This window comes from Mycolicibacterium lutetiense (assembly GCF_017876775.1).
In the GTDB taxonomy this organism is placed as follows: domain Bacteria; phylum Actinomycetota; class Actinomycetes; order Mycobacteriales; family Mycobacteriaceae; genus Mycobacterium; species Mycobacterium lutetiense.
On the sequence record NZ_JAGIOP010000001.1, the window covers coordinates 1,688,565 to 1,702,931 of the forward strand.

At 65.4% G+C, this 14,367-nt stretch carries 16 protein-coding genes and 1 tRNA gene; 9 read left to right on the top strand and 8 right to left on the bottom strand.

The window, feature by feature from the left end; all coding sequences use genetic code 11:
- Nucleotide 1: 1 nt before the first annotated feature.
- The 8 genes from JOF57_RS08080 to JOF57_RS08115 all read left to right on the top strand — a co-directional run bounded on the left by JOF57_RS08080 (nt 2) and on the right by JOF57_RS08115 (nt 6,771).
- Entirely contained in the window at nt 2–742 is a 741-nt protein-coding gene (locus JOF57_RS08080; RefSeq protein WP_209915551.1) for a pseudouridine synthase, read from the top strand.
- Nucleotides 739–1,425, top strand: coding sequence for a (d)CMP kinase (gene cmk, locus JOF57_RS08085; protein WP_209915553.1), 687 nt, complete (start codon nt 739–741; stop codon nt 1,423–1,425). Before JOF57_RS08080 ends, cmk begins: the two co-directional genes overlap by 4 nt.
- On the top strand, nt 1,422–2,840 hold the full coding sequence (der, locus tag JOF57_RS08090; RefSeq protein WP_209915555.1) for a ribosome biogenesis GTPase Der: 1,419 nt from the start codon (nt 1,422–1,424) through the stop codon (nt 2,838–2,840). Before cmk ends, der begins: the two co-directional genes overlap by 4 nt.
- An 85-nt stretch (nt 2,841–2,925) precedes the next feature.
- On the top strand, nt 2,926–3,693 hold the full coding sequence (locus tag JOF57_RS08095; RefSeq protein ID WP_209915938.1) for a sulfite exporter TauE/SafE family protein: 768 nt from the start codon (nt 2,926–2,928) through the stop codon (nt 3,691–3,693).
- Nucleotides 3,694–3,937: 244 nt separating this feature from the next.
- Entirely contained in the window at nt 3,938–4,879 is a 942-nt protein-coding gene (locus tag JOF57_RS08100) for a sulfite exporter TauE/SafE family protein (protein WP_209915558.1), read from the top strand.
- 80 nt (nt 4,880–4,959) lie between these two features.
- Nucleotides 4,960–5,036: transfer RNA gene (locus tag JOF57_RS08105), tRNA-Pro, on the top strand.
- A 120-nt stretch (nt 5,037–5,156) separates the two neighbouring features.
- Nucleotides 5,157–6,365, top strand: coding sequence for a tyrosine-type recombinase/integrase (locus tag JOF57_RS31320; protein WP_019343730.1), 1,209 nt, complete (start codon nt 5,157–5,159; stop codon nt 6,363–6,365).
- Between the two features lie 142 nt (nt 6,366–6,507).
- Nucleotides 6,508–6,771 carry a helix-turn-helix domain-containing protein gene (locus tag JOF57_RS08115; RefSeq protein ID WP_043367864.1) on the top strand — a complete coding sequence of 88 codons (264 nt, stop codon included), beginning with the start codon at nt 6,508–6,510 and terminating at the stop codon, nt 6,769–6,771.
- A 172-nt stretch (nt 6,772–6,943) separates the two neighbouring features.
- On the opposite strand, the gene JOF57_RS31180 is transcribed toward JOF57_RS08115, so the two are convergent.
- Nucleotides 6,944–7,069, bottom strand: a complete 126-nt coding sequence (locus JOF57_RS31180) for a hypothetical protein (protein WP_019343728.1) — start codon at nt 7,067–7,069, stop codon at nt 6,944–6,946.
- A 210-nt stretch (nt 7,070–7,279) separates the two neighbouring features.
- Between JOF57_RS31180 and JOF57_RS08120 the strand changes: the two genes are divergently transcribed.
- Nucleotides 7,280–7,525, top strand: coding sequence for a helix-turn-helix domain-containing protein (locus JOF57_RS08120; RefSeq protein ID WP_100226582.1), 246 nt, complete (start codon nt 7,280–7,282; stop codon nt 7,523–7,525).
- Nucleotides 7,526–7,536: 11 nt separating this feature from the next.
- On the opposite strand, the gene JOF57_RS08125 is transcribed toward JOF57_RS08120, so the two are convergent.
- From JOF57_RS08125 to JOF57_RS08155, 7 genes are all read right to left on the bottom strand, one after another.
- A complete protein-coding gene (locus JOF57_RS08125) occupies nt 7,537–8,463 on the bottom strand; it encodes an alpha/beta fold hydrolase (RefSeq protein ID WP_047036754.1) in 927 nt (308 codons plus the stop codon).
- Nucleotides 8,464–8,470: 7 nt separating this feature from the next.
- A complete protein-coding gene (locus tag JOF57_RS08130) occupies nt 8,471–8,731 on the bottom strand; it encodes a hypothetical protein (RefSeq protein WP_019343725.1) in 261 nt (86 codons plus the stop codon).
- 4 nt (nt 8,732–8,735) lie between these two features.
- Nucleotides 8,736–9,446: an exonuclease domain-containing protein gene (locus tag JOF57_RS08135; protein ID WP_019343724.1), complete on the bottom strand. Its 711-nt coding sequence runs from the start codon at nt 9,444–9,446 to the stop codon at nt 8,736–8,738.
- Between the two features lie 12 nt (nt 9,447–9,458).
- A complete protein-coding gene (locus JOF57_RS08140) occupies nt 9,459–9,857 on the bottom strand; it encodes a DUF3310 domain-containing protein (RefSeq protein WP_019343723.1) in 399 nt (132 codons plus the stop codon).
- Between the two features lie 464 nt (nt 9,858–10,321).
- Nucleotides 10,322–10,654 carry a hypothetical protein gene (locus JOF57_RS08145; protein WP_019343722.1) on the bottom strand — a complete coding sequence of 111 codons (333 nt, stop codon included), beginning with the start codon at nt 10,652–10,654 and terminating at the stop codon, nt 10,322–10,324.
- Nucleotides 10,655–10,706: 52 nt separating this feature from the next.
- Nucleotides 10,707–11,927, bottom strand: a complete 1,221-nt coding sequence (locus JOF57_RS08150; protein ID WP_043367855.1) for a MinD/ParA family ATP-binding protein — start codon at nt 11,925–11,927, stop codon at nt 10,707–10,709.
- An 85-nt stretch (nt 11,928–12,012) separates the two neighbouring features.
- Nucleotides 12,013–14,367 (bottom strand): hypothetical protein, encoded by a 2,355-nt coding sequence (locus JOF57_RS08155; protein ID WP_043367854.1) that lies wholly within the window; start codon nt 14,365–14,367, stop codon nt 12,013–12,015.

The window sequence follows — 14,367 nt, forward strand, 5'->3', positions numbered from 1 at the left end:
CATGGCTGACGACGGTATCCGGTTGCAGAAAGTGTTGTCCCAGGCCGGAATTGCCTCCCGGCGGGTGGCCGAGCGGATGATCACCGACGGCCGCGTCGAGGTCGACGGCCGGCTGGTGACCGAGCTCGGTACCCGGGTCGACCCGGCGGTCTCCGAGATCCGGGTGGACGGCTCCCGGGTGTTGCTCGATGACACGCTGGTCTACCTGGCGATCAACAAGCCGATCGGCATGCTGTCCACGATGTCCGACGAGAAAGGCCGGCCCTGCGTGGGAGACCTCGTCGAACACCGGGTTCGGGGCAACAAGAAGCTGTTCCACGTCGGCCGCCTCGACGCCGACACTGAGGGGCTGCTGCTGCTGACCAACGATGGAGAGCTCGCCCACCGGCTGATGCACCCGTCGTACGAGATCCCGAAGACCTACGTCGCGACCGTGATGGGCACGGTGCCACGCGGACTCGGTAAGAAGCTGCGCGACGGTGTCGAACTGGACGACGGCCCAGCCCATGTCGATGACTTCGCGGTGGTGGACACGGTTCCCGGCAAGACTCTGGTGAAGGTCACCCTGCACGAGGGCCGCAACCGCATCGTGCGGCGGATGCTGGCCGCGGTGGATTTCCCGGTGAAGGCGCTGGTCCGCACCGACATCGGTTCGGTGGCGCTGGGGGACCAGCGACCGGGCAGTATCAGGGCGCTCAGCCGCAAGGAAATCGGCGAGCTTTATCAGGCGGTGGGAATGTGAGCGGATCTCTGGTGGTGGCGGTCGACGGACCGGCAGGGACCGGAAAGTCTTCGGTTTCAAGAGGTTTGGCGCAAGCCCTGGGTGCGAACTATCTCGATACCGGCGCGATGTACCGCATCGTCACATTGGCGGTCCTGCGTGCCGGGGCCGACCTGGACGATGCCGCGGCGATCGACGCGGCGGCCGCGGGAGCGGTGATCGGTGTCGGTTCGGATCCCGGTGAGGACCGCGCCTACCTGGCCGGTGAAGACGTCTCGGACGAGATCCGCGGTGACGAGGTGACCCGCGCGGTCTCGGCGGTCTCGGCGGTGCCGCAGGTGCGTGCCCGACTCGTCGATCTGCAGCGCGAGTTGGCGTCCTCGGGTGGACGCGTGGTGGTCGAGGGTCGCGATATCGGCACCGTGGTGCTGCCCAAGGCCGACGTCAAGATCTTCCTGACCGCCTCGGCCGAGGAACGGGCCCGGCGCCGCAACGCCCAGAACATCGCGAGCGGCCTGCCCGACGACTACGCGACGGTGCTCGCCGATGTGCAGCGGCGCGACCACCTGGATTCCACGCGGGCCGTTTCCCCGTTGCGGGCGGCCGAGGATGCGCTGCTGGTCGACACCAGCGATATGGACCAAACACAGGTTGTGGCACACCTTCTCGACCTGGTGACTCAACATGCGGGGGTACGACGATGAGCGTCGATGACGGCGACGGCACCTGGTCGGACGAGAGCGACTGGGAGTACAGCGACGACGTCGCCGAGGTTCTCGAGGAGGCCGCCGCCCCGCCACCGGTGTTGGCGGTCGTCGGCCGGCCCAATGTCGGGAAATCGACTCTGGTGAACCGGATCCTGGGGCGTCGTGAAGCCGTCGTGCAGGACATCCCCGGGGTGACCCGCGACCGGGTGTCCTACGACGCGAACTGGCTCGGGCGCCGCTTCATGGTGCAGGACACCGGCGGATGGGAGCCGGACGCCAAGGGCTTGCAGCAACTGGTGGCCGATCAGGCACTGGTGGCGATGCGCACCGCCGACGCGATCATCCTGGTGGTCGACGCGGTGGTCGGCGCGACCTCGGCCGACGAGGCAGCGGCCCGCATGCTGCGCAAGTCCGGTAAGCCGGTCTTCCTGGCGGCCAACAAGGTGGACACGCAGAGGGGCGAGTCCGATGCGGCGGCGTTGTGGTCGCTGGGTATCGGCGAGCCGCACCCGATCAGTGCCATGCACGGCCGGGGCGTGGCCGACCTGCTCGACACGGTGCTGGAGAAACTACCGACTATCTCGGAGGTGGCCGGCAGCGGTATCGGCGGCCCGCGCCGGGTGGCGCTGGTGGGCAAGCCGAACGTCGGCAAGAGCTCACTGCTGAACCGCCTGGCCGGTGACGAGCGGTCGGTCGTGCACGATGTCGCGGGCACGACGGTCGATCCTGTCGACTCGATGATCGAATTGGGCGGCAAGACATGGCGTTTCGTCGACACCGCGGGTCTGCGCCGCAAGGTCGGCCAGGCCAGCGGCCACGAGTTCTACGCCTCGGTGCGTACCCACGGCGCGATCGACGCGGCCGAGGTGGCGATCATGCTGATCGATGCCTCCCAGCCGCTGACCGAACAGGACCTGCGGGTGCTGTCGATGGTGATCGAGGCCGGGCGCGCGCTTGTCATCGCGTTCAACAAATGGGACCTGGTCGACGAGGACCGGCGCTATCTGCTGGACAAAGAGATCGACCGGGAACTGGTGCAGGTGCAGTGGGCGCCGCGGGTCAACATCTCGGCCATGACCGGCCGGGCGGTGCAGAAGCTGGTGCCCGCTCTCGAGACGTCACTGGCGTCCTGGGACAAGCGGATCTCGACCGGTCAGCTCAACAACTTCCTCAAAGAGATCGTGGCGGCGACGCCGCCGCCGGTGCGTGGCGGCAAGCAGCCCAAGATCCTGTTCGCCACCCAGGCAGCGACGCGGCCGCCGACGTTCGTGCTGTTCACCTCGGGCTTCCTGGAGGCCGGCTACCGCCGGTTCCTCGAGCGTCGCCTGCGTGAGCAGTTCGGTTTCGACGGCAGCCCGGTGAAGATCAACGTGCGGGTGCGCGAGAAGCGCGGAGCGCCCAAGAAACGCTAGCGATTTGTGTGCGCTGGGTAACGCCCAGCGTGACGCGCGGTGCACAAGTCGGACCGATAGGGTGGCCCGAGTGTCCGTCACCCACATGGTCCTGATCACGCTGGCCGGTGTCGGTGCAGGTGCGATCAACGCCGTCGTCGGATCCGGCACACTCATCACCTTCCCCACGCTGGTGGCGCTGGGCTATCCGCCGGTCACCGCGACGATGTCCAACGCCATCGGTCTGGTCGCCGGCGGGGTGTCGGGCACCTGGGGCTATCGGCGGGAACTGCGCGGCCAGTGGAATCGGCTGCGCTGGCAGATTCCCGGGTCGCTGATCGGCGCCGGACTGGGTTCCTGGCTGCTGCTGCACCTGCCGGAAAAGGTGTTCGTCACCGTGGTGCCGGTGCTGCTGATCCTGGCGCTGCTGCTGGTTGTCGTCGGCCCGCGGATCCAGGCCTGGGCACGGCAGCGCGCCGAGGGGTCCGGGCAGGCCGCCGACCATGTCAGTCCGCGCCGCATGGCCATCCTGGTGATCGGCACCTTCGCCGTCGGCGTCTACGGCGGCTACTTCACCGCCGCCCAGGGAATCCTGCTGATCGCGGTCATGGGGGCGCTGCTGCCGGAGTCGATGCAGCGGATGAACGCCGCCAAGAACCTGTTGTCGTTGTTGGTCAACATCGTCGCCGCCGTCGCCTACACGGTGGTCGCCTTCGACCGGATCAGCTGGGCCGCGGCCGGCCTGATCGCGGTCGGTTCCCTGATCGGCGGTTTCCTCGGCGCGCACTACGGGCGCCGGCTGTCACCGAACGCGTTGCGCGCGGTGATCGTGGTGGTGGGACTGATCGGGCTGTATCGGCTGTTGAGCCTGTAGGGCCGAATCGGGTCTGCCCGGGGGCTCAGGTAAAGTCAGCAAAACTGTCGAGCAGGAAGGGGTGACCGGTGGCTGAACTTGCCTACCGCACCGCACCTTCTGCTTTGGCTGCCCTCGAGCCCTTCTGGCCCTCGCGCCGGCTGATGGCTTTCGACGAGTGGTGTCGCGCGGGTCGATAAGACTCGCGCCCAACCTTCAGTCGGGTCACCCGGGGCGGTGACCACAATCGAAAGCAGCCGAACCCATGCGTTCGCTTCTGATCTTCACGCTCGTCGGCCTCGGGGCCCAATTGGTCGATGGTGCGCTCGGCATGGCCTTCGGCGTGACCGCCTCGACCCTGCTGGTGCTCAGCGGCGTGGCTTCGGCACAGGCCAGCGCCGCAGTGCATCTCGCCGAGGTAGGTACCACGCTGGCGTCGGGCCTGTCGCATTGGCGGTTCAAGAACATCGACTGGCACATCGTGCTCAAGCTCGGTGTGCCGGGCGCCATCGGTGCGTTCGGTGGGGCGACGGTGCTCTCCTCACTGTCGACCGAAGACGCCGCGCCGCTGATGGCCACGATCCTGCTGTGCATCGGTATCTATGTGCTGCTGCGGTTCTCGCTACGCACGCCGCCGGCCCTGCGTTCGGGCAGCACACCGCACACCGCCAAGTTCCTCACCCCACTCGGCCTGTTCGGCGGCTTCATCGACGCCTCCGGTGGCGGCGGCTGGGGCCCGATCACCACCAGCACGCTGCTGTCGCGGGGCAAGACCGCGCCCCGCACGGTCATCGGCTCGGTGAGCGCCTCGGAGTTCCTGGTGGCGGTATCGGCCTCGCTGGGCTTCCTGATCGGCCTACGACAGGAATTCCTGAACAACCTGCCGGTGGTGCTCGGCCTGACGATCGGCGGCGTCCTGGCGGCACCCCTGGCGGCCTGGTTGGTGTCGAAGGTCAGCCCCGCGCTGCTGGGCACCGCGGTGGGCGGTGTGATCGTGCTGACCAACGCCCAGAAGCTACTGAAGTACTTCGGTATTCACGGCGCGGCCTCGACGGCCATCTTCGTCACGATCGTGGTGGTCTGGGCCGGGCTGGTGCTGTACGCCTGGCGCGTCTCGCTGGCACCGGAATACCTGCCCGGGGAGCTCGACGCCCAGGAGCCGGCCGAAGAACGGCTGGCAGACGAGCCGGACACCGCAGCGCGGTGACGCACCGGGGGAGCGATTGGGGCGAAACCGGGTCTCTACGGTAAGCTTTCGACTCGCTGCCGGTGTAAGCCGGAAGCACGCGGGCTGTGGCGCAGCTTGGTAGCGCACTTGACTGGGGGTCAAGTGGTCGCAGGTTCAAATCCTGTCAGCCCGACCATGAAAACCCCCTCCGACCAGCATCGGAGGGGGTTTTCTGGTATCTGGGGCTGGACCTTTGCGGAACCCACTTCACACCACTTCACACTCAAGGTCATTTATTCGCTTAGAGTTCCCACTCGTGGCCCGCATTCCTGACTACGTGAAGGTGATCACCTACCCTTCCGGAACGCGCCGATACGAGGTGCGCATCGAGGTCGGTCGCGTGGGTGGGAAACGCAAGCAGAAACAGAAGCGGTTCGCAAAACTGCAAGACGCAATCGACGCATATGCCGCCGAGCGCGGCGACCGTGCCCGTGGGGTGCAGGTGTCACCTGATGGCATCACATTGCGCCAGGCCGCCGACGCCTACCTTGATGCGCTGCCGGCGCGACCCAACACGATCACCGCCTATGCCGCAGTGCTGCGGCCGGCGATCGCGCGTCTCGGGGACAGGCCGGTGCAGGAACTGCGCCGCGACGAGATCGAGAAGCTCGTCGCTGACATCGCAACCAAAGCGGTGCCGTCCGGCAATTGGCGCAAATCCGGGAAGATGCCCAAGGTCGCCAGCGACACCTGCGGCCCCTGGGATGCGGCCTCGGTGCGCCACATGTTGTCGCGGTTGCGGGCGGTCTACGCGCGGCTGCTCGAGGACGGCACGGTGATGCGCAACACCGCGGCGTTGGTCAAACCGCCGGCGCGGGGGGATCGCGACAAGGACACCCTGACTGTTGCCCAAGTACAGCAGCTGTTCGACTATCTGGAGAGGACCCAGGATCGGCTCGAGCACCTGCACCACCTGGCCGTACAAACAGGTCTGCGCCGCGGTGAGCTGGCGGGGCTCAAGTGGAGTGACATTGACCTGGAAGCCGCCACTTTGACCGTGGCCCGACAGCGGGTGCATAGCGACGCCGGCGCGGTGGTCGCTGACACTAAGACGGACGCCGGGCGTCGGACGCTGCCTCTTCCGTCGACCCTCCTCCCGGTTCTCAAGCGAGCTCGTGAACGAGCGGCCGCGGAGAAGAAGGCGGTCGGTAATAAGTGGAAGGGTGAGGACTACGTGGTCAGTGGCGAACTCGGAAAAGCGTACTACCCGACCACGTTGAGCTATCTCTGGAAGGACGTGCTCGCCGCTGCGGGGCTTCCGCATGTCCGGCTGCACGATGCCCGGCACACTGCGGCAACACTGATGCACCTCAACGGAGTTCCCATGGCGGTAATTGCTGCGGTTCTGGGGCACACCGATGCTTCGTTCACTCAGCGGACCTACGCCCACAGTCAGGATGACGCTGTGGCGCAGGGAATGGCGTCTTACGGCCAGGCCCTGGGCAAGCGTCCCTCGCCAGCCTGACGTCTGTTTGTCACGTACCCGCGCTGCTGTTGCCAGTAGATATGCCAGTACTGCATGCAAGGCATCGTTCCGCGTAGCGGTGGTGCGGCGTGTCGAGATCTGCCACTGGACCGCGGAGCGTTTTCCGCCGACGATGGTGTGCATGAGTGACCACAGCGACAACAGCGACCACCTGGCGCAGGCGCTGGCGACGATGCTGCGCGCGGTGGCCAGCGAGTCGGCGACCAAGCCGGCGACGAAGAAACTGCTGCGTGTCCAGGACGCCGCGGAGCAGCTGAGCATCTCCAAAGCACACGTCTACTCGCTGATCCGCTCCGGCGACATTCGCAGCGTGAAGCTGGGAAATGCGCGCCGGGTCGCCCAGAGTGAGATCGACCGAATCATGGCAGCCGGCGAGGCAAGCTGAAGTCTGAGATGCCGATGACGGCGGCGACGTCCGTCATCGACCTAACGGTTCTCGCATTGCTCCGGGCGGTCAGCCGAGTACGGACTGTCTTCTGGTTCAAAACCGGCTGTTAAGTCAGCGACGGGTTGCTCGCCGGCGAAACGCCCGTCATTGCGCCCACATGCGTTCGACGTCAGTGGTGCAGCGTTAGCGCGTCGTTGATGAAAAGCATCGCGCCCTGGATCGCGACGTGGAACCAGCCGATGTCGAACGCGCGAGTGTCGCCACGCATGTCGTCGACCCAGTAGTGGCCGTGCACCGATACCGAACCCTGGCACCACAACTGAATGAAAACCTGTTCCGAAGTGCGGATTTACCGACATCGCGGGCCTCTATGGCCCCGTCGTCCGCGAGAGCGTGAGAAAGCGGCACCGAACATGCTGATTCTGCGGGTCCGGCGACGGCTACTAGCGGCGTGTCTCGTCCTGTGGCTGGACTACATCGGTTCCCGTCAGCCACGATGGATCGCATGAACAACGCTGAGCTGCATGTCACCGTTGCCGCGGTGACTGAGGCGTTGCGGGCGGAGTCTCGCCAACCCGCGGAACCGGACACGGTGCTGACCATTGAAGAGGCCGCAGAGTGGCTGGGGGTGTCACGGTCGTTGATCTACACACTGATGGGCACCGGTGAGCTGAGCAGCATCAAAATCGGCCGGCGCCGGTTCATCCCGGTTGTTGAAGCTGAACGGTTGATTCGCGGCGAAGCTGCCTGATGTTGGCGCGGTCAGCACACCTGCGCTGTGCGTTCTAGTGTGGATTCGGAAGCAGCGATCGTATCGATGATCGCCTTGCCGACAAGGCTCGGAACCTGTTGAGGCAGCATGTGTCCGGCCCACGGGACGTGTAGATGCACAGCTCCGGGAATGGTGGCGGCCATTTCCTCCGCATGTGCCGTAGGGGTAAGGACGTCTAGTCCTCCGGACAGCACCGTGGTGTGAGCACGAATGCCTGTCAGTGCGGTGTGAACATCGAAGTCGCGCAGGCTGGGCAGGAATCCGACCGCAGTGCGTAGCGATGTGTTGGCCAGCGCGCTGGAGACCACCGAGCTCAGCCCTCGCTGATTGATCCCACCGTGGGTGCTGAGCTGGTCGAGGACTAGACGAAGTGGTGTCGTAACGGCCGCGGCGGCGCGGGGCGGGATGTGGCTGGCGATCTCGACGAGCCCGTCGAGGACCGGAAGGTTCAGCAGCTGGCCGACTCCGTGTCGTGCAATCCGACCGGATGCAGTAGCGCACAACACCAGTCCGCGTACTTCGGCGGTGCACCTGTGGGAGATGCGTGACAGGTAGGTCAATGCGACCATCGCCCCGAGCGAATGGCCAATCAGGGTGACTGGTCCAACGGGGTCGACGGCGATGAGGAGGTCGTCGAGGTCGTCGGCGAGCTGGTCGACGTTATAGGTATGGATGGGGGTGGACGACGATTCTCCGTGACCACGATGGTCATATCCGATGACGCGTGCTCGTCCGTCGAAGCGCTTTGTCACCGCGTGGATCTGAGCGTCCCACGCGGTGCGGTCCAGGCACAGTCCATGTAGAAACACCGCGGTGCTGTGGGCGTCGGGCCTGCCCCACTGGGACACTGCTAGTGATGTTCCGTCACGGGTGAGGATGCGTTGCTGGCGGGGCTTCAGTCCATGTGCGATGGGCATGGCGGTATTACCTCGTCTTCCCGTGGCCGGCTGTGCTGGTGCTCAACATCAGCGTCTGTGCGGGGAGGCGGCACGCTACCGTGCGCAGGTAGGTGTCGATATCGCCGGCAGGTGTTGGGTCGGGCCACACCAGCACGGTCAGTGATCCGTCGGTAAAGATGACCTCGGTCTTGTGCCAGAACGTGTTCGGGGCGTCGCCTGGCTGCATTCCGGGCGGCCCGCCTGTGGCGTAGGTAAGAGGGCGGATCCCGTCGGCGCCGGCGCTCATGTGCCTACGCCTCGGGGGAGGCGAGGTCGCCGATCCCGTACTGGACGGCGAAGGCTCGGATGAAATCAAGGGATCGGCGACAGTCGCTGACGGTGCGGTGCATGGAGGGGGCGACCGCGTTGGTGAGTGCGGCGTGCCTGTCCGGGTCTATGAACCGCGCCAGTTCGAGTAGGGCTGAGGCGTCGATCGTGCGGTGGTTGAAGCGTGAGAACAACTTCGGCATATGCCGTTCCAGGAACGGACCGTCCAACGAACGGACGGAGCTGCCGACCATCGGAACCGGTTGAGTGATCTGGTGTTCGTCAAGGAACTTGCGGATTTCTCGGGCCCCGCTCCGTCGGCTGGGCGACACGACCCGGTTGGAGTTGGACAGGTCCGTGGGGGCGAGGAATCCGCAAGGGTTCAGGAGGTCAGCGATCAATCCGTTGTCCAGGTGCATGGCCTGCGCCATGGTGAGTCCCGCATCGTCGCGACGGGTAGTCGCGGAACCTGCTGCGGCGCCTGTAGTCACGATGAAGCTGTTCCAGCGCTGTTGAATGCGCGACGCCCAGGCCGTGGTGGAGTCGGTCACTAGGAGCACGCTGCGATGGTCGACTTCACGCAGTGTGTTGTCGATGATGACAACACCGAGCTCGAGGATGAGGTCATGTCTCGGGTCGAGTCCGGTGGTTTCGATATCGATGACGGCGAGGTTGCCGGTTCCGGCGTCTGACACGGTGTCTCCTCGTCAGATCTGCGCCGGCGCGTGTGCGAGAGCGTCTCGCAGTGCAAGCACCGCCGCCTCTGCGTCCGCCCAGCGTCGACCTGCCACGGCGCGATAGAACATCGCGGCGTCGGCGTCGGTTTCAGCGTCGGCGACCTGCAGCAGCAACTTGGCGGCCTTGCGGGGAACACGGCGCAACTTTGGTGCGTGGTTGCGCGCGTCGGCGAGGAGGAAGAGCGACTTCTCCAGGTCCTGCAGCGGATTTCCCTTGTCGCCGCGACGCCATACGTACTTCACGGCGTTTCCCGGGTCGAAGCTGAGTTGGCGGGTGACCTCGATGCATTCGATACCGCTTGGATGGTTGGTGTAGTGCGACGGATGATTCACCGGGTCATGGCCGGTGGCGAGGTCGACTGCGGTCATCTCAATCCTCCTGGATCTCTAAAATAGAGATTAACACGAGTTGCAGTTCGTTGACCAGCTATCGGGAGAGGGAGCGCGGTCGGTTGGCTCACGGCCGCGGTTGCCCGGCCGCCGAATCTTGCCGCGTACCTCTGAGTGCGCTGTTGCGATCGTGTTGGGTACGGCACAGGACACTGGGCCGGCGCGTGGCGATGCTGGGTGTTTCCTCGGCACCGAAACCGCTTAAGCCACGGCGCTGTTGAAAATGTAGGCCCGGTGTGGAGCCTCGCCCGGCCTCTGAAAACGACGATGCCCCACAGACCGTCACGGGTCCATGGGGCATCGTCGGAACCGGCCTTTAGTCCGACAGCTGCTCGCTCTCGAAGTCACGGTGACCAGGAAGGTGATTCGAGGATGCGTTCAAAAGCGTCGGGCTCATCCTTGGCCTAGCTGACAAGGCAGTGGCCAGGTCGGACATGCGCCGGTCAGGACTTCTTGACCCGCAGCGTTCCCAGGCCTTTGCCCGTGAGCACCTTCGGGCTGGCGAAGCCGGTCTCCACCAATTCGGAAGCGGCGTTGTTGAACTCGACCGCTGCCTCGTTGACGATGTCGGCCAACTTGGCGATGTCGGCGTCGACCTCAGCCTGAAGTTCGGCCACGCGCACCCGACCGGCCTCACGTCCGGCCTCGAGGTCGGCGGTGGACTGGTCGTAGAAGCTGCGCAGCTCGCGCAAGGTACGCAGACCCTCGGCCAGTCGTGCCGCGTCGGCGGCGTCCTGGTCGGTGCCGACGTAGGTCTCGTTGATGGTGTCAGTCACGGGAAACTCCTTCTATGGTCTCGGGTTCTGTGTGGTGGTGTGGGTGGATCGGTTAGTCGGCAGGGAGTCGGCTCATCACCTCCGCCGCCAGCCACACGAATGGCAGCCGGGTGTCCTCGTCAAGCAGGTCCAGGCTCATCGGACCGCCCTCGCTGATGTGTTCATCCCACGGGATGGTGACGACTGGGAGTTGGTAGGAGGTGTGGATCCGGTCCCGCTCGGCTGCCACGTCGATGTGGCCCTTGCCCGGTCGCGTCTGAGTGAACACGACCACCGCATCTCTGAGCAGCTCCACGTACCGCCCACCGAACCGCTTCAATGTTTCGATCAGAACGTGCAACTCGTCGATCGAGTCGGCGGCAGTGGATGCTGCCAGCACCAGTTGGTCGGTCTGAGCCAGGCCCTGGTGATACACCTGCGAGTCGATATTGAGGCCGAAATCGAGAATCGACAGGTCGAACCACTTGGACAGTTCGCCCAGTGCCCGCTCCAGTTTCTCCGCGGTCAGGAACCCCGCACCGTCGGCGGTGCTGGCACCGAGAACCCGTAGCCCGGACTTGTCGGTGAGCAGGTAGCTGCTCACATCAGAGGCGCGGTTCAGGTCTTGGTCCGAAGCCAGAGACATTACCGAGGCGGGGGTCTGATCGCTGACCTTGCGCACGCGGTCTGTGAGATTTCCCAGTGGGTCAATCGACAACGCAGCTACTTTCATCCCGCGGTGGGCCGAGGAGATGGTGGCCCCCATGTTCAGAGCTATGGCGGTCTTTCCCGCCGAGCCTTTTCCCGAGATGACGCCGACCCGCTTCGGTGCGCGCAATGTGCGCCGGATCTGAGCGATCCGCTGGTCGTATGCGATCTCATCGGCCCCCTTGGACAGGTGCAGCCAGAACATCTTGTTCGCTTTCGCGCGCCAGCCGCGTTGAGCGCCTTCGGTGCGACCCTCGATGATGCGCTCGGCGCGACCGGTGTCGGCAGTGGCCGCCGGTCGGCCAAGGTCCGTCGGGGTGACGGGTCGACCGAAGTCGGCGGGAACCGCGGGCCGCCCGATCACGGTGACATCGTCGTACTGGCCGGCGGGTGCCCACTGCGCCGCAGCGGCGGTCCGTCCGCCCATCCCCAGCGGAGGCGGTACCGGCGCGCCGTTGGGGATGGGGTCGGTGAAGGCCGGCGGGGGAGCCGGGGCTGGACGGTCGATGAAGTCGTTGGCCGCGGGCGCGTTGCGGTACTTGTCCCGCATGCGCCGAACGTTGGGCTGCTCGGGTGGGACAGTCATGGTCGTTTCTCCTTGGCGGTTCGATTCCTGGTGGGGCACATGGTTGCAGCGGCGACCAAGCCCACGCCGCACGCGGCGCGGGTGATCACGTCGGATCCCCGAAACCGTCACCGCTGATGCGCACCACACGTTCGTCGGGGTCAGAACTGAGCCGGATTCCGATACGCGTATCGGTCGGGTCGATCGCGAAGACTGCGCGTTTCCCGTTGGCGGCCAGGACTGCTCCTATCAGCTCCCGTTCGACCTGCAGTGCATCGGCTGCAACGAAGTCAGGGAGGGGTGCGCAGAACGATCCCGGGTGTCGGATGCTTCGCGGACCGCTGCCTGACTGTGGCGCAGCGGGCGCGGGTGCGGGGTTCGTGACAGGTTCTTCGCGCTGTCTCCACCGGCGCAGCCATCCTCTGTTCCACTGCTGCTGGGCATTGACCGCAACAGTGGAGGCGCCGGATTCCTTGGCTGTGTCCGACAGTTCGGCGGACACAGTTGGAACCAGCGCGGGACCCTGCGCCACATCGGGGACCCCCAGCGCCGGTGCTGGTACCGGTTCGCGGTCGGAGCGGAACGGGCGCAGCCACGACTTGGCCCGGCGCACTACCGGGCGACCGCGCGCGACGACCAATGTCGCCCCTGCGGCACGGGCGGCGATGTCGAGTGCGGGGTCGGCGTAGACGTTTCCGGCCACGGGGACCGGTTCCGGTGCCGGTAGCGGGTCTCGTGCGTGCCGCGCCGGATCGGTCAGCATCGACGCCGGTGACACGAACGGGGCAGCCTCGATCGCCGGTACAGGACCCGGCGCCGACAACGGCGGGGGAACTAGACCCGACCCGGCCGGAAGCGCGGGTCGGTCCGCCAGGTCACCGTCGTCGTCAGGGGAAGAGGCTGGAGCCAGCACCGCGGTGCTGACGTAGTGGCCGAACACGTCGACATCCGAATCCAATTGACCGGTGACTTGCCGTTGCTCCTGGCCTTCGGGATCGGGTCCGGAGTGAGTGTTGTTGCCGAACACCGTTATGGGAGGCCCAGGGCTGGCAGAGGTCGCGGCAAGCGATGCCGCTGGCTCGATAAGTTGTTCGACGGCGGCAGCATCCTCTGCGCTGATTGTGCTTTCCACGGTGGCGCCTTTCGATCCGCGCGTTGCCTTTTCAGCGGCGGCACTTCCCTGCACAGCGTCGGCGGGGCTGGCGGCCAGCTTCTTTTTCTGCTCGTCCTCATGAGCGTTGCGGTGCTTCTTCCACTCGTCCGAGCCGAACTTGAGCTTTCCGGGGATGGTGCTGAACTTCGCGGCCGGTGAAATTCCGAACATCTGCTGAAAAGTGATGTCGGCGTTGGCGTGCAGCAACCGCACCAGGACACCGGTGTTGGCGGTGACACGGATGATGACCCACGACGAGACGATGAATCCGATGCCGAGCGACACCATCAGCCCGTAAACCTGAACCTCCGGATTGTCGGTGAGGCCCAGAATTTGGGTAGCGAGACCTGAGACTGTCGCAGGCAGCGCGACAGCCACCATCGACGTGATCACTGCCATGATGAGATGGCTCGCGGCGTGGGCGAAAGCCTTGGACAAAGTGTCGAATCCGCGACGCTTGTGGACACTGCCCGCAGCTGCCCACCCCGCGCCCACGAAGCAGGCCACCGACACTGTCAGGTGCACGACGAACTTCCAGCTCGCCACCACGGCGAACACGAACATCGGCAGCGCCGGCAGCACCAGCATGACGATGGCGGTGATGACGGTGTCGGGTCCGGCCGCGTTCTGGCCTTCGACGAAGCAGCCGGTGTTCACAGACAATCCCTGCCCGGAGGCCATCGCCTCCGACCACAGCTTCTTGCATGAGTCGGTGAATTCGTGGCCGTAGTTCAGTGCGATCGCCGGGGTGCGAATCGACTGGTCGACCAGCGCGTGGCCGGTCGAGAGCGTTGTGTCGTTGGCGCTTCGGGTGACCGCCGAAGCCAGTCCGGTCGAGAATCCGTTGGCTGTTTCGAAGACCTTTGCGATGATCGCGAACGGGTTGTTGGTGAGCACGATCACGGCGATCACCATGGCCAGTGCAGCGCCGATCCGGTTATAGACCTCGGTGGTGAACATGCTTCCGGCGGTGGAGGCTAGCCGTGACCGAAACACCGAGAACGTCACCAGAGCCAGACCTGCGCAGGCGATCGCCCACGGCGGAAAGAATGCGAACAGCGGTGCGCAGAACCGCTGATACGCCTCCGAGAGCGGGGTCATCCAATTCGCAGACGACAGCACCAGACCGAGCAGAGCGTTGGCCGGCACCACCAGGAACTTGTACAGCTCGAAGACGACGCTGGTGATCATCCCGAAGATCCACGAATCCTGGTGCAGGTATTGGCTTCCCAGGAAGTGCAGGCGATACCGCGCGGCGCCGGCACCGGCGGAGTCGGTGGCGGGGAACAGATCCAGGAACGAGGCCAT

Coding starts and splice junctions, on each gene's coding strand:
- JOF57_RS08080 (WP_209915551.1), top strand. CDS start 2: ATGGCTGACGACGGTATCCGGTTGCAGAAAGTGTTGTCCCAGGCCGGA.
- JOF57_RS08140 (WP_019343723.1), bottom strand. CDS start 9,857: ATGACCGCAGTCGACCTCGCCACCGGCCATGACCCGGTGAATCATCCG.
- der (WP_209915555.1), top strand. CDS start 1,422: ATGAGCGTCGATGACGGCGACGGCACCTGGTCGGACGAGAGCGACTGG.
- JOF57_RS08125 (WP_047036754.1), bottom strand. CDS start 8,463: ATGCCCATCGCACATGGACTGAAGCCCCGCCAGCAACGCATCCTCACC.
- JOF57_RS08130 (WP_019343725.1), bottom strand. CDS start 8,731: ATGAGCGCCGGCGCCGACGGGATCCGCCCTCTTACCTACGCCACAGGC.
- JOF57_RS08100 (WP_209915558.1), top strand. CDS start 3,938: ATGCGTTCGCTTCTGATCTTCACGCTCGTCGGCCTCGGGGCCCAATTG.
- JOF57_RS08095 (WP_209915938.1), top strand. CDS start 2,926: ATGGTCCTGATCACGCTGGCCGGTGTCGGTGCAGGTGCGATCAACGCC.
- JOF57_RS08150 (WP_043367855.1), bottom strand. CDS start 11,927: ATGACTGTCCCACCCGAGCAGCCCAACGTTCGGCGCATGCGGGACAAG.
- JOF57_RS08115 (WP_043367864.1), top strand. CDS start 6,508: ATGAGTGACCACAGCGACAACAGCGACCACCTGGCGCAGGCGCTGGCG.
- JOF57_RS08155 (WP_043367854.1), bottom strand. CDS start 14,367: ATGGCCTCGTTCCTGGATCTGTTCCCCGCCACCGACTCCGCCGGTGCC.
- JOF57_RS08120 (WP_100226582.1), top strand. CDS start 7,280: ATGAACAACGCTGAGCTGCATGTCACCGTTGCCGCGGTGACTGAGGCG.